Annotated in this window: 16 protein-coding genes and 1 tRNA gene; 7 read left to right on the top strand and 10 right to left on the bottom strand. The window is 63.9% G+C overall.

Going from position 1 to position 20,908, the window contains the following annotated elements:
• Positions 1-220 precede the first annotated feature (220 nt).
• On the top strand, positions 221-1,591 hold the full coding sequence (locus tag N3J91_15180; protein ID MCX8157762.1) for a dihydroorotase: 1,371 nt from the start codon (positions 221-223) through the stop codon (positions 1,589-1,591).
• A gap of 41 nt (positions 1,592-1,632) precedes the next feature.
• Positions 1,633-2,415, top strand: a complete 783-nt coding sequence (locus N3J91_15175) for an MBL fold metallo-hydrolase (protein MCX8157761.1) — start codon at positions 1,633-1,635, stop codon at positions 2,413-2,415.
• Between the two features lie 23 nt (positions 2,416-2,438).
• Here N3J91_15175 and N3J91_15170 read toward each other — a convergent pair whose 3' ends face one another.
• The 6 genes from N3J91_15170 to N3J91_15145 form a co-directional block, all read right to left on the bottom strand.
• Positions 2,439-3,275, bottom strand: coding sequence for an ABC-2 family transporter protein (locus N3J91_15170; protein MCX8157760.1), 837 nt, complete (start codon positions 3,273-3,275; stop codon positions 2,439-2,441).
• Between the two features lie 156 nt (positions 3,276-3,431).
• Complete coding sequence (locus N3J91_15165; protein MCX8157759.1) at positions 3,432-4,901, bottom strand: MFS transporter; 1,470 nt, start codon at positions 4,899-4,901, stop codon at positions 3,432-3,434.
• Positions 4,902-5,052: 151 nt separating this feature from the next.
• Entirely contained in the window at positions 5,053-5,751 is a 699-nt protein-coding gene (locus N3J91_15160; GenBank protein ID MCX8157758.1) for a hypothetical protein, read from the bottom strand.
• A gap of 11 nt (positions 5,752-5,762) precedes the next feature.
• Entirely contained in the window at positions 5,763-7,709 is a 1,947-nt protein-coding gene (speA, locus tag N3J91_15155; GenBank protein ID MCX8157757.1) for a biosynthetic arginine decarboxylase, read from the bottom strand.
• 52 nt (positions 7,710-7,761) lie between these two features.
• Complete coding sequence (aroF, locus tag N3J91_15150) at positions 7,762-8,775, bottom strand: 3-deoxy-7-phosphoheptulonate synthase (protein MCX8157756.1); 1,014 nt, start codon at positions 8,773-8,775, stop codon at positions 7,762-7,764.
• A 101-nt stretch (positions 8,776-8,876) separates the two neighbouring features.
• Positions 8,877-9,413 (bottom strand): adenine phosphoribosyltransferase, encoded by a 537-nt coding sequence (locus N3J91_15145; protein ID MCX8157755.1) that lies wholly within the window; start codon positions 9,411-9,413, stop codon positions 8,877-8,879.
• A gap of 156 nt (positions 9,414-9,569) precedes the next feature.
• Between N3J91_15145 and N3J91_15140 the strand changes: the two genes are divergently transcribed.
• The 3 genes from N3J91_15140 to odhB all read left to right on the top strand — a co-directional run bounded on the left by N3J91_15140 (position 9,570) and on the right by odhB (position 15,320).
• Positions 9,570-10,925, top strand: a complete 1,356-nt coding sequence (locus N3J91_15140) for a Gfo/Idh/MocA family oxidoreductase (protein MCX8157754.1) — start codon at positions 9,570-9,572, stop codon at positions 10,923-10,925.
• Between the two features lie 143 nt (positions 10,926-11,068).
• A complete protein-coding gene (locus N3J91_15135; protein ID MCX8157753.1) occupies positions 11,069-14,002 on the top strand; it encodes a 2-oxoglutarate dehydrogenase E1 component in 2,934 nt (977 codons plus the stop codon).
• Between the two features lie 19 nt (positions 14,003-14,021).
• On the top strand, positions 14,022-15,320 hold the full coding sequence (odhB, locus tag N3J91_15130; protein ID MCX8157752.1) for a 2-oxoglutarate dehydrogenase complex dihydrolipoyllysine-residue succinyltransferase: 1,299 nt from the start codon (positions 14,022-14,024) through the stop codon (positions 15,318-15,320).
• A 44-nt stretch (positions 15,321-15,364) separates the two neighbouring features.
• Here the strand turns inward: odhB and N3J91_15125 are convergent, their stop codons facing one another.
• The gene (locus N3J91_15125) at positions 15,365-16,297 is read right to left on the bottom strand and encodes a glucosamine-6-phosphate isomerase (GenBank protein MCX8157751.1); all 933 of its coding nucleotides are present in this window, start codon (positions 16,295-16,297) and stop codon (positions 15,365-15,367) included.
• Positions 16,298-16,318: 21 nt separating this feature from the next.
• Positions 16,319-17,656, bottom strand: coding sequence for a Gfo/Idh/MocA family oxidoreductase (locus N3J91_15120; protein MCX8157750.1), 1,338 nt, complete (start codon positions 17,654-17,656; stop codon positions 16,319-16,321).
• Between the two features lie 163 nt (positions 17,657-17,819).
• Here N3J91_15120 and N3J91_15115 point away from each other — a divergent pair, with 163 nt between their 5' ends.
• The gene (locus N3J91_15115; protein MCX8157749.1) at positions 17,820-18,806 is read left to right on the top strand and encodes a magnesium transporter; all 987 of its coding nucleotides are present in this window, start codon (positions 17,820-17,822) and stop codon (positions 18,804-18,806) included.
• Between the two features lie 67 nt (positions 18,807-18,873).
• On the opposite strand, the gene N3J91_15110 is transcribed toward N3J91_15115, so the two are convergent.
• Positions 18,874-18,949 (bottom strand) — tRNA-Val (locus tag N3J91_15110).
• Between the two features lie 145 nt (positions 18,950-19,094).
• Between N3J91_15110 and N3J91_15105 the strand changes: the two genes are divergently transcribed.
• Positions 19,095-19,982, top strand: coding sequence for a hypothetical protein (locus N3J91_15105; protein MCX8157748.1), 888 nt, complete (start codon positions 19,095-19,097; stop codon positions 19,980-19,982).
• 53 nt (positions 19,983-20,035) lie between these two features.
• On the opposite strand, the gene N3J91_15100 is transcribed toward N3J91_15105, so the two are convergent.
• Entirely contained in the window at positions 20,036-20,905 is an 870-nt protein-coding gene (locus tag N3J91_15100) for a sugar phosphate isomerase/epimerase (GenBank protein MCX8157747.1), read from the bottom strand.
• Positions 20,906-20,908 lie beyond the last annotated feature (3 nt).

The following is a 20,908-nucleotide window of genomic DNA, read 5'->3' as shown; positions in this document are numbered from 1 at the left end:
CCCGGCGCCGGGAGAACGCGGCCCAAAACCCTGGCAAAGCGTTTTCCCTGCTCCGCCTGACCTTGGTTGAAGCACGGCCGCCATGCTGCCAGCTTCCCGCCCGGCGCGGGCGGCACGCCGCCGCGGAGGGGCCCGCGCCGTGACCGGGGCCGCAGCAGGCCGCCGGCGGTGCAACGGTGGACTTGCTAAGGTGCGCTCACCTTGGTTATCCTGCCGTCTCATGAATTCGTTGCTGCTCACCGGCGGGCGGTTGGTGGACCCCGCGCAAAAGGTGGATCAAGTTGCAGATTTACTCATCCTCGATGGCCGCGTGGCGGCCTGGGGTGCGCCCGGCTCGGTGACGGCGCCCCCCACCGTGCCCCGGCTGGATATCCACGGGCTGGTGGTGAGTCCCGGATTGATTGACATTCACGTGCACCTCCGCGAGCCGGGGCAGTCAGCCAAGGAAACCATCGCCACCGGCACGCGCGCGGCGGCCGCCGGCGGCTTCACCACCGTGGTGTGCATGCCCAACACCAATCCCGCCATTGACAACGCCAGCGCCGTGGCGCTGGTGCATGAAAAATCGGCGCGCGACGCCGTGGTCAATGTCCTGGTGGCGGGCGCGATTTCCAAAAACATTGCCGGAGAGGAGCTGGCCCCCATCGGCTCCTTGAAACAGGCGGGGGTGGTGGCCATCACCGATGACGGTCATTGCGTGCAAAACAACGAGCTCATGCGCCGTGCGCTCGAGTATGCGCGCATGTTTGATCTGCCGGTGCTGGACCATTGCCAGGATTATTCCATCGTCACCGACGGGGTGATGCATGAGGGGTACTGGAATCTGGTGCTGGGGTTGCGCGGCTGGCCGGCCGCCGGCGAGGAATTGATCGTGCAACGCAACATTCTCATGGCGGAAATCACCGGCGCCACCGTGCATTGCCAGCACATCAGCTCGGCCGGCAGTGTCCGCCTCCTCCGCGAGGCGCGCCGCCGCGGCGTGCCCATCTCCGGCGAGGCCTGCCCGCATCACTTCACCCTCACCGATGCCGCCGTGGCGGGCAGCGACAGTTTCTGGCCGGAGGATGGCCGCGCCCTGGCCGCCACGCAGGGCGACACATTGCCCGCCTGGCCGCGGTACGACACCCATTTCAAGATGAATCCCCCGCTCCGCACCGCGGCGGATCGCGAGGCCATCCTCGATGGACTGGCAGATGGCACGCTGGAGATCATCGGCAGCGATCATGCGCCGCACTGCGACTTCGAAAAGGAGGTGGAGTTCGATTACGCGCCCTTCGGCGTGACGGGCCTGGAAACCGAGCTGCCGCTCTCCCTCATGCAACTGTATCACGCCGGCCGCCTGGGGCTGGCTGATGTCTTGGCCAAATTCACCGTCAATCCCGCGCGCCTGCTGCGCCTGGCCACCAAAGGCAGCCTGGCCGTGGGCATGGACGGCGATGTGACGGTCATTGACCCCGCCCGTGAGTGGACCTTCCGCCGTGAGGACTCCGCCAGCAAATCCCGGAACACCCCCTTCCACGGCTGGCGGCTTAAAGGACGCGCCGTCGTTACGATCGTGGGCGGGCAGGTGGTATGGCAGGCTCCCGCGTGAAAAAGCATTGCGCTTTGACGGACGGATTTTAAGGTGGGCGCGTGGCGGTGCGTTGGACCATTCTGGGCAGCGGCTCAGCCGGCAATTGCGCGTATCTTGAGGCCGGCAACACCCGCTTGTTGATTGACGCCGGCCTGAGCGCCCGGCAAATCCGGCTGCGCCTGGCGGCGCTGGGGCGGGTGGTGGAGTCCCTCTCGGGCATTCTCATCACCCATGAACACAGCGACCACACCGAGGCATTGAAGGTGCTGGCCGCCCGCCATGACATCCCGATCTACTGCAACCGCTTCACCCGCGAAGCCATCGAAGCCCAACTGGGCCTGCGGCTGGCCTGCCGGGTGTTTGAAACCGGCAGCGCCTTCTCCGTCGGCGAGGTGGAGGTGGAATCGTTCAGCGTGCCGCACGATGCCCAGGACCCCGTGGGCTTCCTGGTGCGCACCAACGCCGGCAACGTGGGGGTCATCACCGACCTGGGGCATGTCACCCGCCTCGTCCTGGAGCGGATGCGCCCGGCCCATGTCCTGCTCGTGGAGGCCAATCACGATGTGCGGCTGCTGCAGGAGGACACCAAACGCCCCTGGGCCACCAAACAACGCATCCTCAGCCGGCATGGCCATTTGTCCAACGAGGCCGCGGCCGCCATGGTGGAATCGCTGGCGGGCGAAAACCTGCAACACGTCTTCCTGGGGCATTTGAGCCGCGATTGCAACCGCCCGGAGCTGGCGCATGCGGCCGTGGCCCAACGGCTGGACGCCCTTGGCGCGCAGCACATCCGGCTGGCCACCGCGGCGCAGGACGTGCCCACACCGGAGCTGGTGTTATAAGACCGGGCGCCGCCGGGGCGCTGTCAGGCGCTGGCGCTGGTGTAACGCCGCAGGGACAGCCGCCAGAACTTCTCGGAAATCCACAACAGCAGCAGACTCATGCCCAGCAGCAGCACCAGCTCCCACGGCGAGCGCAGTTTGGCCACCAACAATTTCACCGGCACATTGACCACCAGCAGCACCGGCAGCGCATAGGTGAAGGCCACCTTGAACAGGCCCCGAAACGCCTCGTCCGGAAACCGCGCCAGGTTGAAGAGATTGTAGTAGCTCCACACGATGCCCTGCGCGCGCACCGTCCAGAAGCTGATGCACGCCAGCATGTACATCAGGGAGTAGTGAATCAGTATGCCGGCCACCAACAGCACGCCGAAACCCGCCAGCTCGGCCGGCGACGGGCGCAAGCCGAGTTGGCGGGCCGCATAAACCATCACCACCACCGCGGTGGCGGCGTTGACGTAGCTGCCCCAGTCCACATGCCGCAGCGACACCACAAAGCGCGTGTTCACCGGCAGCAACAGGAGAAAGTCCAGCCGCCCGGTGCGGACATGCTCGGAAAGTTGCACGCAATTGTTGAGAAACAGCGCCGTGAACACCTGCTGAATGAAATGACTGGCCCCCACCAGCATCACCACCTGCCAGCGCGTCCAGGTGCCGATGGCGTCCGTGTGCGTGTAAAGCACCATGAAAAAGGTGATCTGCAGGGCAAACCACAGCAGCTCCACCACGATCCACAGCAGGAAATTCACCTTGAAGCCCATCTCGCGGATGAGCGCATTGCGCCACATGGCCGCGTAAAGGCCGGCGTAGCGCGCCAGGCGCTGGAAGAAGGAAGTACTGTCTGCGTGGAGAACGTGGCCCACGGCGCTTAACGATGAGGGGGCAGTGCGGGTTTGTCAAACCGCCAGCCGGTCGCCAGCCCAAGCCTTATCCCTCCCCTCGTGGCCGGAGCCATCCGGCCTCCTGCCGACGGCGCTGCGTTTGAGGAGGATGGGGCGGAATCCCGGGCCTTGGGAGGGTCAATCCTCCGGCAGGGGTTTGTCCTTGGTTTCCGGCGCCCAGATCAAAGCCACCAACCCAATCAGAAACACGCTGCACATCAGGGTGGCCACCAGCCGGAAATCCATCAACGTGGTCAGATAACCAAACAACGCCGGCGCCGGCGCCGCCAGATAGCGCACCGTGTTATAGCAGAACCCCACCCCCGTGCCCCGCAGGCGGGTGGGAAATAATTCGGGGAAGTAAATCGAGTAGCCGGCAAACACCGACAACGTGGCAAACCCCAGCAGCGGCAGCATCCAGTAGGCGTCCGTGGGTTTGCGCAGGAAATTGAACACAAACGCCACCACCACCAAACACGTCAGGAAGGAGACCAGAAACGCCGGCTTGCGTCCCCAGCGCGAGGCCAGCGCCGTAAACACCATCATCCCCACAAAGGCGCCGGCATCCTGCAACAACGTCCCCAGCCCGCGCACCCGGTCCACCACCTGCGCCGGATAATCCCCCTTCAAAGCCTCGCTGATCAATTCCGGCGAGAAAAAGCCGATCCCCCACAGCCCAATCATGCCCGAAACCCCCAGCAGCAGCCCGATGAGCGCGTGCCGCCGCCACCGCGGATGTTTGAGCATCTCCAGGGGGGACCCCACCTGCTTGTCCTTCTGCCCCTGCCGGGCGGCTTCCTTGGCCTTTTTCCACGCCTCGGGCTCCTTGAGGATGAAAATCATGGGAATGGCCAGCAGGGCCGGCAGAATGCCCACAAAAAACAGCACCCGCCAGCCCGCATAATGACCCACGAAATTTTCCGCCCCCGGCGGAATGAGCAGGCTGATGCCCGAGCCGGTCATGTTGCCGGTGGCGGACAACGCCTGCAAGGACCCCAGCGCCACCGAACGGAAATTGGTGGGCACACTCTCCGCCACCAGCGTGGTGGCGGCGCCAAACATGCCGCCCACGCCCAGGCCCACCAGAAAGCGGAAGACCATGAACTGCTCCCACGTCTGGGCCAGACCCGATAAACCGGTGAATCCGGAATACACCAGCAGGGTGGCCACCATCGTTTTCACCCGGCCCCATTTGTCGCTCATCATGCCAAAGAAAATGCCGCCCGTGGCCCACCCAATGATCATGCACGTGGTGGCCCAGCCGCCATAATTTTTGGCGTCCCGCGCAATGACCTGTTTCAACTTGTCCGGCGCAGGCGCCGCAGGCGTGGCGGCCGTGCGGCCTTTGTCCTGGCACTCGCCGCAACGGTCTGTCTTGGCCTGATTCTTGATGGGCACGCCGCAGGCGCTGCAATGGCGCTTTTGCGTGTACTCGTGCGCCGCCAGCTCGGTCAGCGCCGGCTGCCGGGCCAGGATGAACAATCGCTGGTCCATGCAATCAAACAACCAGCCGCAGGAGGCAATGATGACCAGCAGCCAGTGATAGCGGGTGACCCCGTCAAATGTGCCGCCGGTGCGGGGCGCGTCTGCTGAAGTATTCGCGTGCATAACGTCTTTCACTGCCACACACCCGCTGCGGCTTGCGCAGGCGGCGGTGGGCTGATGCCCGGCATTGTCCAAATCTCCCCTTGGGGGTCAAGCCGGGATGGAAAAAAAGTGCCCCTGCCCTTGGCCCCTGGCGCCGCCTCTGCCCGGGATTTCAACGGGGCGCGGAAAACAGGCTATGCAGAACCGCCTCCTTGATTTTCCACACCATCGCCATGGTGGTGGCCACCGGCAGCAGGGTGAACAACAAAAACAGCCACTCCTGCGCCGGCCCAAATTGCTGCCACGCCCGCGCCAGCCGCGCGGCGGAGTCCGTGCCGGCCAGCAGTTGCGGCAGGGCATGGCTCAGCACCACCGCCAGGGGCAGGCCGGCCAGGATCACCTGATTGAGGCGGGTGAAGGTCATCGTCTCCTGGCGCAGGGCCTCGGCCGGCAGCATGGCCACCAGCCGCTGCAGCAGATGGTTGAAATGAAACAGAAACAACACCCCAAACACCGCCAGAAACCACACACATGCCGAGTAGGCCGGCACCTCCGGCAGCAGCACGTGCCAGTAGAGAAAAGGCGAAAAGCCGGTCAGGACCAGGGCCAGAGCCCGGGAGCGATCCACGGCCCGCATCCAGATGGTCTCCTGCGGATGAAAGGCGGCCAGCATCCAGACGCCGTAAAGCAGCAGCCCGGTGGCGGCCGGCGGCAAAAATGCGTCAAAAAGACGCAAATCCAGCCGGGTCTTCAATCCCGTATGCACCCCCACCAGCAGGGCGGCGGGCAGCCCCCAGAAAATGGCGGTCAACCCCCGCACCAACCGTCCCAAGGCATGCAACAGTTCAGGGGTGGGCGGGGGGGAGGCCATGCGTTGCCGGATCAGGGCTGAAAGGAGAGATAGGTGTACTCCTTGAGTCCGCGCTCATAGTCATCCAGCAACCGCATGCCTTCGGAGGGTTTCATGCGGTCCGAGCGGATGGCTTCATCAATCTGCGCCTTCATCTGCCGCTTCAGTTCATTCTCATCGTACTGCACGGACATCAGGGCCTGGGCGATGGTGGTGCCTTCGATGATTTCCTCCACATAATAACCCGCCGGCTCATCGGGATCGAGAAAGACATGCACTTCATTCACCCGCCCGAAAAGATTGTGCAAGTCCCCCATGATGTCCTGATAGGCCCCCATGAGGAATATGCCCAAATAATACGGCTCCGGCGTGCCGTTGCCGTTGCCGTTCAGGGCATGGAGCGGCAGGGTGTCGCGCACATCGTTCAGATCAATGAACTTGTTGATCTGCCCGTCGGAATCGCAGGTGATGTCCACCAGCGTGGCCTCGCGCGTCGGGCGCTCATTCAGCCGGCTGAGCGGCATGATGGGGAAAAGCTGCCCCAGGGCCCAATGATCCAGCAATGACTGAAAAACGGAGAAGTTGCAAAGGTATTGATCCCCCAGGCTGTCCTCCAGCTTGCGAATTTCCTCCGGCACATACCCGCCCCCCTTGTAACACTGCACCACCGCCTGGCCAATCTCCCAGAAAAGGCTCTCAATCTTGGCCTTGTCCACCAGCTCGAGCATCCCCAGCATGAACATCTGGTGGGCGTCCTCCTTCCGCTCCAGGGCATCGTGGAAAGCCTCCAGTTTGTTGAGCTTGTGCAGGTTTTTGCGGATGTCCAGCAGCTCATTCACCAGCGGATGCTCGTGATCGCCAAACTTGAACAACGGCTGCGGGGCCACCTTGGCGATGGCGCCAAACACCTCCATGATCAGCACGCTGTGATGCGCCACCAGCGCGCGCCCGCTCTCGCTGATGATGTCCGGATGGGGCACCCCTTCATTGTGGCACACGTCGGCAATGTAATACACCACGTCATTGGTGTACTCCTGCAGCGTGTAATTGGTGGAGCTGTCGTACGCCGAGCGGCTGCCGTCATAGTCCACCCCCAGGCCGCCCCCCACATCCAGGTACTGGATGTCAAAGCCCATCTTGTGCAGCTTGGCATAAAAACGGGCGGCCTCCTGCACCGCTTTTTTGACGGTGAGAATGTCCGGCACCTGCGAGCCAATGTGAAAATGAATGAGCTTGAAGCAATGGGCCAGTTGCTCCGTCTTGAGCATCTGCACCGCCTCCATCAATTCGGTGGTGCTGAGGCCAAACTTGGCGTTTTCCCCGGCGCTGTCCGCCCACTTGCCCGCCCCCTTGGCGGACAGCCGCACGCGGATGCCGATGATCGGCTCCACGCCAAACTGGCGCGAAATCTGAATAATCTGGCGCAGCTCCTCAATCTTCTCCACCACGGTGATGACCGTCTTGCCCAGCTTGATCCCCAGCATGGCCATGCGGATGAACGCGGCGTCCTTGTACCCGTTGCAGATGATGAGCGAGCCGGGCTGGTTTTGAATGGCCAGGCCGGCAAACAGCTCCGGCTTGCTGCCCACCTCCAGCCCAAACTGATACGGCCGCCCGGCATCCAGGATTTCCTCCACCACCTCCCGCAGTTGATTCACCTTGATCGGAAACACCCCGCGGTATTTGCCCTGATAATTGTACTCCGCAATCGAGGCCCGGAAGGCCGCATGCAACGCCTCCACCCGATGGCGCAAAATGTCCTGGAAACGCACCAGCAGCGGAAATTTCAAACCCCGCCCGCGGGCCTCCTCGATGATGTCCGTCAAATCCACCACCGCCCCGTTCTCCTGCAGCGGCTTGGCCACCACATGACCGGCTTCGTTGATGTCGAAGTAATTGGCCCCCCAGCGGTGGATGTGGAAAAGCTGGCGGGCCTCCTCCAGGCTCCAGCCGTCCTGCCCGGTGTGATTCTCACTCATGTTTGATGTCAGCCAACCATCCCTATACGTCACCGCCCGCAGATTTCAAGTGTTATCCCCGCAGCCCCGCGGCGGTGAGCCGCTGCACCTTCTCCTGCAGCTCGGCAAACTTCTCGAAGGTCAGCGATTGCGGGCCGTCGCTCAAGGCGCGCGGCGGATCCGGATGCACCTCCACCAGCAGCCCGTGCGCCCCCGCCGCCACACCCGCCAGCGCCAGCGGAATGACATACGGCCATTTGCCCGCAGCGTGGCTGGGATCCACCAGCACCGGCAGATGGCTGAGCTGCTGGACCACCACCACCGCGCTCAAATCCAGCGTGTTGCGGGTGTGATCCGCAAACGTGCGCACCCCCCGCTCGCACAACACCACCTGCCGGTTGCCGCCCGCCAAAATGTACTCCGCCGCCATCAACAGCTCCTCCAGCGTGGCGGCCAGCCCGCGCTTCAACAAAATCGGTTTGCGGCTCTGCCCCGCCCGGCGCAACAGGGAAAAGTTCTGCATGTTGCGCGCCCCAATCTGGATCATGTCCGCCACCGGCTCGACGGCGTTGAAGTTCTCATGATCCAGCGCCTCCGTGACCACGCCCACCGGAAACTGTTGCTTGATTTCCTCCAGGATCTTGAGGCCCTCCTCGCCCAGCCCTTGAAACGCATAGGGCGACGTCCGCGGCTTGAACACCCCGCCGCGAATCAATTTCACCCCGCGCGACACCAGATACTCCACCGTGCGCAACATCTGGTCGCGCGACTCCACCGAGCACGGCCCGGCGATCAGAACCGGGGGCGCCTGCCCCCCCACGGACACACCCGCCACCGTCAACACCGTATCCTGCGGCTGGGTCTCGCGGCTCACCAGTTTGTAGGGCTTGGTGACCCGGATGCATTCCTTGACCCCCGGCAGGTTCTCAAAGGGCGCCGGATTCACCGGCCCGGTATTCCCCAGCACACACACCGCCGTGCGCTCGGCCCCGGGCATCGGCACCGGCCGAAATCCGCAGGCGCGCACCTGCTCCATGACCGCCTCCACCTGCGCCGGCGTGGCGGCGTGATCCATCACAATCAACATAAGCTCTAACTAATACGACATGAGGCGGGGAAAGTGCAATGGCAGGTTTTGGCCACCCAACGGACGCCCCCCGGCACGGCGGGCCGCTTCGAAGACAGGACTTAAAACACCACTACTGACCGCACCGGGTACTGGCTCAGGCGCTGCCGCCCGTGCAGGAAAGAAAGCTCGATGAGAAAAGTGATTTCCACGATCTGGGCCTGAATTTTCTGCAGCAGCTCGGCCGCCGCCGCGGCCGTGCCGCCCGTGGCCAGCAGGTCATCCATCAAAATCACCCGCGCCCCGGGTTTGACGGCGTCCACATGAATGGCAATGGTGTTGGTGCCATATTCCAGGGCGTAACTCTGCTCCAGCGTCTGGTAGGGCAGCTTGCCTTTCTTCCGCACCGGCACAAAGCCGGCCCCCAGCCGCAAAGCGGCGGCGGCGGCAAAAATGAATCCCCGGGCATCAATCCCCACCACGGCGTCAATGGTGCCGGGTTGATGGTGCCCCACAAGCAAATCAATCGCCCCCGCCAGCAGGCGCGGGCTGGCCAGGACGGGGGTGATGTCCTTGAACTGAATGCCCGGCTGGGGAAAATCGGGAATGTTGCGGATCGCGTCCTTGATCTCCGCCGCAGTCACCGGTGATGGCTTCATACGGCGCTATAAATGCCCAACTTGCGCTCTTTTCGCAAAGGTTTTTCTGCCGCCCATCCGGGGAAGCGGCTTGACGCCACCATTGGCGGCGGCAAACTGATACCCATGAAGCAAGCCCTGCCCAAGCCCCTCGGCACGGCGGCCGCAGGCCCCTGCGTGCCCCGTCGTCATTTCCTGCAAACCACCGCGGCGGCCGGTCTTTGGCTGGCCAGCGCGCCTGCGTTCATCGGCGCCGAACCCGCCGGCAAAAAATATCGCACCGCCCTGCTGGGCACCGGCTGGTGGGGCATGAACATCCTGGGCGAAGCCATGGCCAGCGGCCAGTGCGAGGTGGTGGCCCTGTGTGATGTGGACCGGCGCCTGCTCGAGCCGGCGGCCCAGAAAGTCCAGCAGCTCACCGGCGCGCAGCCCAAATTGTTCAAGGATTACCGCGAGCTGCTGGCTGCCGCCAAACCCGAGATCGTCATCGTGGGCACCCCCGATCACTGGCACCCCCTCATGACCATTGACGCCGTCCGCGCCGGCGCGCACGTGTACGTGGAAAAACCGATCGGACATACCATCCGCGAGGGCCGCGCCATGGTCCAAGCCGCGCGCGAAACCGGCAAGGTCGTGCAGGTGGGCACCCACCGCCGCGTCTCGCCCCATAATGTCTCGGGCCGCGAATTCATCCTCTCCGGCAAGGTGGGCAAGATCGGCTTCATCCGCTCCTTCGTCCACTACGGCGGCGGGCCCGAAAAACCGCGCCGCAACGTCGAGCCGCCGCCGGAATTGGACTGGGATTTGTGGTGCGGCCCCGCCCCCAAACGCCCTTACAACGGCGACCCGAAGAACCCCTGGAGCGGCGGCATCCATCCGCGCGGCTTCCGCAATTATCTCGATTATGCCAACGGCACCCTCGGCGACTGGGGCGTGCACTGGATGGATCAGATTCTCTGGATCATGGGCACGCTGACGGGCGAAAAGTGGCCCCGCAAGGTCTATTCCACCGGCGGCCGCCCCATCAAAGGCCCCCCCGTGCTCACCCCCACCGAGCAAACCACCGACGCCCCGGATCATCAAATCGCCACCTTCGAATTCGAGAACTTCACCGCCACCTGGGAGCACCGCCAGTTCGCCGGCAACAATGCTGAAAAAGGCGAAAATGTGGGCTGTTATTTCTACGGCACCAACGGCACCTTCCACATGGGCTGGAAAAACGGCTGGGTCTTTTACCCCGCCGACAGCCGCGCTGAACCCGTCCGCCAGGCCCCGCAATTGCACCAACCGGACGATCAGAACATCAAAGAATTGTGGGCGGATTTCCTCGACGCCATCAAATCCGGCCGGCGGCCCGTCAGTGACATCGAGGAGGTGCATCGCTCCACCAACATGAGCCTGCTGGGAATGCTCTCGCTTAAGCTGGGCCGCAGCGTCGTCTGGGATGGCGCCAAAGAAGAATGTGTGGGCGACCCGGAGGCCAACAAGTTGTTGCGCCGGGAGTACCGGCCAGGATGGACCTATCCGGCGTAAGCGCCGACCGGCCGCCGCCTCGCTGGCCCTGGTTAAGCCGGAGTAATCCTCCTGCCCAAGTTTGGCTCATACTTGCTTCCGCCCCGTTCTCAAACGGTGCAAGTGTGATAAGCTGGAGCTATATTGTGGTTTGACGATTGATTATGAGCAACATGGATGAGGCAGGCTCGGCCGCCAACCTGGAATTTGTCGAGGCGATGTACGCCGATTATTTGCGCGACCCGGCCAGTGTGCCGCCGGAATGGCGCGAGTACTTTGCACAGATGGACGGCGGTTTGCCCGCCCGCCCGCCCACTCCCCCCGGCTCCCTGACCTCCCCGCCCCCGGCGGCCCCGGCAACCCGGCCTGCCTCCCGGCGCACGACCGCCTCGCAGGAAAACCGGCCGGCCCCGGCGCCTCCCTCCGCCCCCACCCCGCGGGCCCCCGGCCTGCAAGGGGAAGATTTGGAGCACCGGGTCCTGATGCAGCACCGGGTGGAACGCCTGGTGCGGGCCTACCGTGGCCGGGGACACATCCAGGCCCGCATTGACCCCCTGGGCACCCCCACCCGCTATGTGCCCGAGCTGGACCCCCAGTATTACGGATTCACCGAGGACGACATGGATCGGCAGTTTTACTGCGAAACCATGCGCACCGAGGGGCCCCTGACCCTGCGCCAGATCCTCAGCCGCCTGCGCCAGATTTATTGCGGCTCCATCGCCTTCCAATTTCTGCACATTGACGATATGCGCATGCGCCACTGGGTCCAGGAGCGCATTGAAGGCGACCAGTACTGGGAGCCGCTGCCCCGCCACATCCAGCGCCGCATCCTCACCCGCCTCACCGATGCCGTGGTCTTCGAGCAGTTTGTGCGGCGCAAATTCGTCGGCGCCAAAAGCTTCTCGCTGGAAGGCGGCGAGAGCCTCATCCCGCTGCTGGATCTGGCCATCGGCACCGCCGCCCAGCAGGGCGTCAAAGAAATCGTCATCGGCATGGCCCACCGCGGACGCCTCAATGTGCTGGCCAACATCATCGGCAAAAGCCCCAAGGAAATCTTCCGTGAATTTGAGGACAAGGACCCGGATTTGTACATGGGCGGGGGCGATGTCAAATACCACATGGGCTACAGCAGCGACTACCGCACCGCCGCCGGCCAGCATGTGCATCTCTCCCTCTGTTTCAACCCCAGCCACCTGGAATACGTCAATCCCGTGGCCCTCGGCCGCACCCGGGCCAAGCAGGACCGTCTGCGGGATGATGAGCGCGCACAGGTCATGGCCCTCCTCATCCATGGGGATGCGGCCTTCATCGGCGAGGGAATTGTGCAGGAGACCCTGAACTTGAGCCGGCTCAAAGGCTACCAGGTGGGGGGCACCATTCACATCATTCTGAACAACCAGATCGGCTTTACCACGCCCCCCTCCGAAGGCCGCTCCACCATGTACACCACCAGCGTGGCCAAAATGCTCCCGGCACCCATCATGCACGTCAACGGCGAAGACCCGGAGGCCGTGGCCCGCTGCATCCAACTGGCCATGGACTTCCGCAAGACCTTCCAGGTGGACGTGGTGATTGACATGTACTGCTACCGCCGGCTGGGGCACAACGAGGGCGACGAACCCTCCTTCACCCAGCCGCTGATGTACAAGCTGATCGAAAATAAACCCAGCGTCCGCGACGCCTATCTGGAAAAATTGATCGAGCTGGGGGGCGTCACCCGCGAGCTGGCCGAGCAAATCGAGAAAAAACGCACCGAAGCCCTCGAGCTGCAACTGAGCGAAGCCCGCCGCTCCACGCGCATCATGCCGCCCAGCAGCCTCATGGGCCGCTGGAAAGGCTACCTGGGCGGACCGGAGCCGGCAGATGACCAGCCCGAAACGGGGCTGCCCAAAGAGCAGTTGAGCAGCCTGCTGGAGCGGCTCACCGATCTGCCGGAGGATTTTCACCTGCATCCCAAGCTCCATCGTTTCATGGAGGCCCGCCGTGCCATGGCCCGGGGCGAGCAGCCCCTGGACTGGTCGGCTGGCGAAGCTCTGGCGCTGGCCAGTCTGGCGGCGGACGGCGTCCGCATCCGCCTCAGCGGGCAGGATAGCTGCCGGGGCACCTTCAGCCACCGCCACGCGGTCCTGCATGACGTGGAGAACGGCCGGACCTATTGTCCCCTGCAACATCTTGCCGGCAACCAGGCGCCCGTGGACATCATCAACAGCCCGTTGTCCGAAGCCGGCGTGCTCGGCTTTGAATATGGCTACAGCCTCGACTGCCCCGAAGGGTTGATCATGTGGGAGGCGCAGTTCGGGGACTTCGTCAATGTGGCGCAGGTGATCATTGATCAATTCATCTCCAGCGGCGAGGACAAGTGGCGCCGTTTGAGCGGGCTGGTGATGCTCCTGCCGCACGGCTTTGAAGGCGCGGGGCCGGAGCACTCCAGCGGGCGCATCGAGCGTTTCCTCACCCTGGCGGCGGATGACAACATCCAGGTGGCCATCCCCACCACCCCGGCGCAGATGTTTCATCTCTTGCGCCGCCAGGCCCTGCGCCGCTGGCGCAAGCCGCTGGTGGTGTTCACCCCCAAAAGCATGTTGCGTAATCCGCGCGTTGTCTCCTCCCTCGAAGAGCTGGCCGGCGGCCGTTTCCAGCGGGTCATTCCTGACCCGCGGCATCCGGCCATGGACCGCGTGAGCCGCGTCTTGTTGTGCGCCGGCAAGCTCTACTACGAACTCGAGGCCCGGCGCGAAAAACTCGGCATCGAGGATGTCGCCATCGTGCGGCTCGAACAGCTCTATCCCTTCCCACGAACCGAGCTGGAAGCCCTGCTCGGCGACTGCAAACCCGGCACCAATGTCATCTGGGTGCAGGAGGAGCCCGAAAACATGGGGGCATGGCGTTACCTCCGCGTGACCGTCAGCATGCAGTTCCTCAATCGCCTGCCCTTCAGCGGCATTTGCCGGCCGGCCTCGGCCTCTCCGGCCACCGGCTCGGCCTCCGCCCATCAAATCGAGCAGGAGGAACTGCTGGCCAAGGTCTTCGCCGCCGAGCAGCCGGTGGTGCGGCCGCGCACCGAAACCATCGTGGGCACCAAACAGCCGCAGGCTTGAATCGAAGCAGGATTTTTTTATGAGCAAACCAACCATCGAATTGCGGGTGCCTTCCGTGGGCGAGTCCGTCTCCGAAGTGGAAGTGGGCGAGTGGCTGGTGGCCGAAGGCGCCGAAGTGCGCCGCGATGCCACCGTGGTGGTGTTGGAAACCGACAAGGCCACCGTCGAAGTCCCCGCACCCGAGGACGGCCGCCTGCTCAAGCAGCTCTGCCCCCGGGGCGCCAAGGTCAAAGTGGGCGAGGTGTTGGGCCTGCTGGAACCCGCCGCCCTGCCGGATGCCACCCCGGAGGTCATCAAGGCGGCGGGCCGCAAAAAAGCGGCCGCGGAAAAACCCCCGGCGCCCGTTGCGCCTCCCCCTCCTCCTCCACCGCCGCCCGCTGCCCCCTCCCCGGCTGCCCCCGTCGTCATGCCCGCCGCCGCAAGGTTGGCCGCGGAACAGGGAGTGGATTTGAGCAAGGTGACCGGCACCGGTCCCGGTGGCCGCATCCTCAAGGAAGATGTGCAGCGCGCCCTGCCTGCCGTCCCGCCTCCGCCTCCCCCTCCTGCCGCTGCGCCCCCGCCTGCCGTACCGGCGGCGCCGCCGCCAGTGGCGATGCCCGCCGCCGTGGACAGCAACGGGCCGGAGGAGGAAGTGGTCCCCATGAGCCTGCTGCGGCGCAAAATCGCCGAGCGCCTGGTCCAGGCCCAACAAACGGCGGCGCTGCTGACCACCTTCAACGAGGTGGACATGTCGGCCGTGCAGGCGCTGCGCAAGCAATATCAGGAAGCCTTTCAACAAAAGCATCAGGTCAAGCTGGGCATCATGTCCTTCTTTGTGAAGGCAGTGGTGGCGGCGCTGCAACAGGTGCCGGGCCTCAACGCGGAAATTCGCGGCACTGACATCGTCTATCACAAACGCTATGACATCGGCATTGCCATCGGCGGCGGCCGCGGCCTGGTGGTCCCCGTCCTGCGCCGGGCCGAGCGGATGAGCTTCGCCCAGATTGAGGCCGCCATTGCCGATTACGCCGCCCGGGCCCGCGAAAACAAATTGCGCCCGGACGACCTGGCCGGCGGCACCTTCACCATCACCAACGGCGGCGTGTACGGCTCCATGTTGTCCACTCCGCTGCTCAATCCCCCGCAAAGCGGCGTGCTCGGCATGCATGCCATCCAGGAGCGTCCCGTGGCCGTCGCCGGGCAAATCGTCATCCGGCCCATCATGTACGTGGCCCTGACCTACGATCATCGCCTGGTGGATGGCCGCGAGGCCGTCACCTTCCTTAAGACAGTGAAGGAACTGATCGAAAACCCGGCCCGGCTGCTGCTGGAGGTGTAGGGCGGCAGGGAGCGCTTTCTCCCTCCCGCCGCCCGCCGGCAGGCCTAGTGCATCTCCACCGCGCAGGTGCCCAGGCCGCCCCGGTAATAATTGAACTGCACGTTGGGATGATCCGCCAGCAGGGACATCGGCACGGCGGTATCCACGATGCGTTTCGAAATCATGTACGCGGTGAGCCGCTGCCCAAACGGATTGTCGTGCCGGCCCGCCTGCCAGATGCTCACCTTCTCCGCCTTCCACGTCTCCACCGGCCCCACGCTGATGGCCATGGTGGGCACCAGGGCAATGTTGCCGCCGCCGCTGGTGCGGGCGTTTTGCGCCACGGTCAGCGGGTGTAATTGGACCACGCGCGTGGCCAGTTGGCGATACTCCGCCGCAGAAGGCGGTGCGTCCTTGTATTTGCCCTTGCGCTGCGGCGGATCATTGAAGGCCCAGTGCTTCACATCCCCCTGCCCGCCCTGCATCACCACGCAGCGGATGCCGCTTTCCCACGTCTTGCGGTACGGCGCGGTGTCCGCCTTGGGGAAATGCAGGTGCGCCTCCGGCATCCGCAGCTTGCGGTCAATCCGGTTGAAACACAGCTCCCGATCCGCGCGCTCAAATGACAACGGATGCGTGACCGGCACTTCCCGGCCGTCCAGATACCACTCGTCCATGCCCCAAAAATGCCCCTCGCGCACGTCCAGCCCCAGCGCATTCACCAGCCGCGCCACCAGCGGCAACTGCTCGGTGGGACCGATGGGGCCGCAAATCCCCGCCGGATTGTCCGCCGTGCTCTGCCGCCACGCCTGGATGTACTCCAGCGCCTCGGCCAGATAAAAATCCTCCAGCGTGTCATACATCACCACCTTGAAGCCGGGCCGGGAGAGCCGCTCCAAATCCCGCGGGGTTAGGCGGGCCACTTCCTCGATCAACTCTTTGGGCAGGGTGGTGTAATCCCACCAGTCCGGGGCGATGGCACTCAAGGGGCGGGGCATGATGCGGCGCGGGTTGGTGGGTTACAGAACTTGCGTCTCTCCCGGCATGGCGATGGGGTAGCGCCCCTGCGCATCCGGCATGACCGGCGCCGGGCCGTCCATGGTCAAAGTCTCCAGATTGGGCGCCAGCGACAAGTTGGAGTTGAGGGCCGCGTCCCACGTGATGAGCGCCCCCGATTCGCACGCCATCCGCCCCATGATCGCCGTGAGGCACGACTTGGCGCAGCGCTCCGTCTCGTTGTACGGCTTGTCATTGCGAATGGCCTCAAACAGCAAATCGTGCTCGCGCTGGTATTGATCCCCTTTGTCCCCACGAAACCGCCACAGCAACTGTTCACCGGCGGGCTTGTGCCCCTTGAACAAACGCGGATCGGGAATGCCCTCCCCCAAAATGCCGCAGCCGGTGGTGCCGTAAATCATGTTGCCAAAGAAATCATAACACCGGGAGATATGCCGCCCCTGCGCGATCAGGCGCGTGCCGTCCGCAAAAGTGTACTCGGCCATGTAATGATCAAAAAGCTGGTCCGCCTCTTTGCGCACCTGCCGCCCCCCCATCCCCTGCACCGAGACCGGCCAGGCGTCTTTAACCCAGCAGCAGACATCAATGTTATGGATCAGCCAGTCCACAATGAAGCTGCCGTTCAACCAGGTGAAACAACTGTAGTTCATGATTTGATACGCCACCTCGCTCATCCCCGGCGTTTTCGGCGCCAATCCCACCGGCCCATGCATGCGATAGGCGTACGACGTCACCACCGTCCCAATCGCGCCGTCATGAATCCGTGCGATGGCCTCCTCCAGCGGCGGATAATGCCGGCTCATCAAGCCGCCCGCCACCTTCAGATTTTTCTGCCGCGCCACCTCGCCTGTCTTGAGCACCCGCCGGATGCCGGGGGCGTCCACCGCAAAGGATTTCTCCATGAACACATGCATGCCCTTCTCGATGGCGTATTCAAAATGCAGCGGACGAAAAGCCGGCGCCGTGGCCAGCAACACCACGCTCCCCTTGTCCAGCGAATCAATGGCCCGCTTGAAGGCGTCGAAGCCCACAAACCGCCGATCCGGCGGCACATTGGCTTTTTCCCCCACTTGCGCTGTCAAATTGCGCACGCATGCCTCGGTCTTCTGCTCAAACACATCCGCCACCGCCCAGAGCTGTGTCGGCCCGGCGGTGGACAGGGCATTTTTCGCCGCCCCCGTGCCTCGGCCGCCGCACCCCACCAGCGCTATTTTCAAGGTGTTGCTTTCCGCGGCATATCCCGGCATGGCGACGCCATGCGCCAATGCCGCTCCTGCGGCCAGGGTGGACGAAGTCTTCAAAAATTTGCGGCGGGTGGTGGATATTGTTGCGGGCTTCATGCGGTTGATTGCATTAAGTAATCTCCCTGCCGTCAAGCCGGAAAACCGGGGGCGTTATCGGCCTCGCCCCCGCCACGGACCACGTGCCGGGCAGACGCGGCGCAATCGCCAACCTGTAGGCGTATTTGCCAACCCCCCGGCAAGGGGCTAGCATGGGGCAGCGATGAAACCAGATTCCGCGCATCACTTCCAGGAGCCGATCCTCAAATACGCCCGCCAGGACTTCGCCAAGTTGGCCGTGCGGTTCACGGTGCAGGAGGCCCTGGAGGCCATCCGCCGGCAGGGCATCGGCGAGAAAATCGTCTATTTCTACGTGGTGGATGATCAGGATCACCTCGTCGGCGTGGTGCCCACCCGCCGCTTGTTGACCGCGCCCCTGGAGGAAAAACTGGAAAACATCATGATCCGCCAGTTGGTGGTCATCCCGCATACGGCCACCGTGTTGGAGGCCTGCGAGCAGTTCATCCTGCACAAATTCCTCGCCTTTCCCGTGGTGGACGAGCAACGCCGCATCGTGGGCATGGTGGACGTCCAGCTCTTCACCGGCGAAATTTTTGAGTTCACCGAGCACGAGCAGGCCGAAGACGTGTTTGAGATGCTGGGCTTCCGCCTCAGCCAGGTGCGCGATGCCACCCCGCTCCGCGCCTTTCGCTACCGCTTCCCCTGGCTCATGCCCACCGTCCTCAGCGGCACGGTTTGCGCCCTGCTCTCGGGACTCTATGAAACCACGCTGGACCGGGTCATCCTGCTGGCCTTCTTCCTGACCCTGGTGCTGGCACTGGGCGAAAGTGTCAGCATTCAATCCATGACACTGGCCATTCAGAGTTTCCGCGCGCTGCGTCCCACCTGGCAATGGTTTGGCCGCGCCCTGAGCCGCGAGCTGACCACCGCCCTGCTTCTGGGGCTGGGCTGTGGCGCCCTGGTGGCCTTGATTGTCTGGCTGTGGCGCGGGGCCGTGCCGGCCGCGCTGGTCATCGGCGGCAGCATCACCCTTTCCCTCATGTCGGCCTGTTTGATTGGCCTGGGCATTCCCACCCTGTTGCATGCACTGCGCTGGGATCCCAAGGTGGCCGCCGGCCCGCTCACCCTGGCGTTGACCGACATCATGACCCTCCTGTTTTACTTCAATCTGGCAGCACTCTTCCTCTAGTCCGAAAGGACTGGGCGCCCGAGGCGGCGGGGGGTTACGGCGGGACGGCGGCCGGGCGGCGGTGATTTGGTGGGCGCTGAGGGATTCGAACCCCCGACCTACTCGGTGTAAACGAGACGCGCTAACCGCTGCGCCAAGCGCCCATCCCCACCGCCGGCACCTTCGTTTACTAGGCCATTGGCGGCCTTCCCGCAAGCCAAATACATGCCGCCCACACCGCCTTACGCCCGCCACGCCAAGGCTTTTTCCATTGTGATTCCGCCGCCCTCGTATTAAATAACCCCTGTCATGGCGACCCCAGACCAACAACCGGGGCCGGAAAAAACTGCCAATCCCTTCCAGACAACCGGCAGCCCGGCGGTGGGCGACCGCCTGCTCACGGCGGCAGAGGTGCACCAGTGCCTCAAGCGCGCCCGGCGCACGCAGTTGGTGCAGTTGCTGGTGGCCGTGGTGCTCATCACCGCCATCACCGGCACCGCCACCTATTTGATTCTGGAATCCTGGCAGGCCGCCGAACGCCGCCTCCAACACAGCCAGGAATGGACGGACCAAAGCGGGCGTTACATGGTCATCATCGCCTCCAACTACGCCGCCCAGGCGCGCCTGGCCCAGCATCAGGCCATGCTTGCCGCCAGCCAAGCCGGCGCGGATCGCGAGGCCGTCGTCGCCCTCCGCACCGAAACCGCCGTGACCATCACCAACGCCGCCGTGAACCTGACCCGCCAGCTCTCCCGCGCCCTCAATGATTTGGGCCACAGCAACATCATGGCGCTGGACCTGCACTACGCCGCCCGCCTGCAAAACATCGAAAAACAAATGGAGGCCGAACGCCAGAAACTCCTGCAAACCACCCTCGAACAACTCAAGCGCCTCACCAAAGAGCTCTCCAAGTACGATCCGCTCCTTAAAATTGACCCCGACGTGGCCGGCCGCATTCAGACCGCCCTGGCCCAGCTCAAACAATTGGTGGAGATCACCGAACTGCTCAAGTTGCGGCAGGAAGACCAGGTGAAAAACCTGCAAAACCAGATCACCCTCCTGAACGAAAAATTAAAAGTCCTCGAGCTGCGCCTCGAGCAGATGCAATCCAGCATGGGCGGTTTGCTGACCAATCTCCCGCCCGGCGTGCGGCTCAACACCAACGCCCCCCCCGCCGCTCCGCGTCCCGCGCCTTGACCGCCGCGGCCGTGGCATTCCGTTCAGGGCCTTTGGGCCTTGGCCCCGTTCTTTCAAGCCCCAAACAACCGCCGCACGTACGCCCCATTTTTCCGCGCATCGGCCACGGGATCCTTGGAGGGCGCCGAGGTCTCCAGCACAATCCACCCCCGATAGCCAATATCGTGGATCGCCTGCGCCAGGGCCTCGAACTTGGCCGGCTCGTCCTCCAGATACTTGGGCCCGTTTTTGAAATGAATCTGGGCAATGCGATCCCGCAGCAGCCGGATCTCCGCCGGTGAATCATACTGCTTGGTGGTGCCGGTATTATAGACATCATAATACATCTGCACCGCCTCATGATTCACCGCGTCCAAAATCCGCAGGTTGTCGCGCGCATTCAGATAAGTCTCGATGGCCAGCACCACCCCGGCCTTTTTGGCCCGCGGCGCCGCGTCCTTCAACCGCTGCACCACCACGTCCATCTCCTTCGCCTTCAGCCGCCCCTGCTCATCCAGCAAATCCCCGCGGAAAAAGAACGCCACCAAAATCACCTTCGCGCCGAGCTCCTGCGCCGCATCAATGGATTGCTCCAGCCACGCCGGCCCGCGCGGATCGCTGGCCAGGGGATATTCGTTCAACAACCCCATCATCAGCGAACAGATCGGCAACCCCGTGGCCTGCATCTGCGCCTTGTAGCGGGCGCGTGTCTCCGGCTCGGCAATGGACAGCCGCTCCGCCGCCCCGCCCACGCCCACCTCCACGCCCTCCAGCCCGGCCTGTTTGGCCTGCTCCAAATTCACCACACAAGCCCCCACCTTGATCCGGGCCCGCGCCGCAGCCGCCTGCAGCATGGCCGGCCCCAGCGCGGCGCCGGCCAGCGCGGCTGAAGTGGTGGCAATAAAATGACGCCGGTTCACCAGAGTTTTTTTCATGCGTGCCATGCC

The organism is Verrucomicrobiia bacterium (genome assembly GCA_026414565.1).
Taxonomy (GTDB): domain Bacteria; phylum Verrucomicrobiota; class Verrucomicrobiia; order Limisphaerales; family Fontisphaeraceae; genus Fontisphaera.
This window is presented reverse-complemented; position numbering and strand designations above follow the sequence as displayed.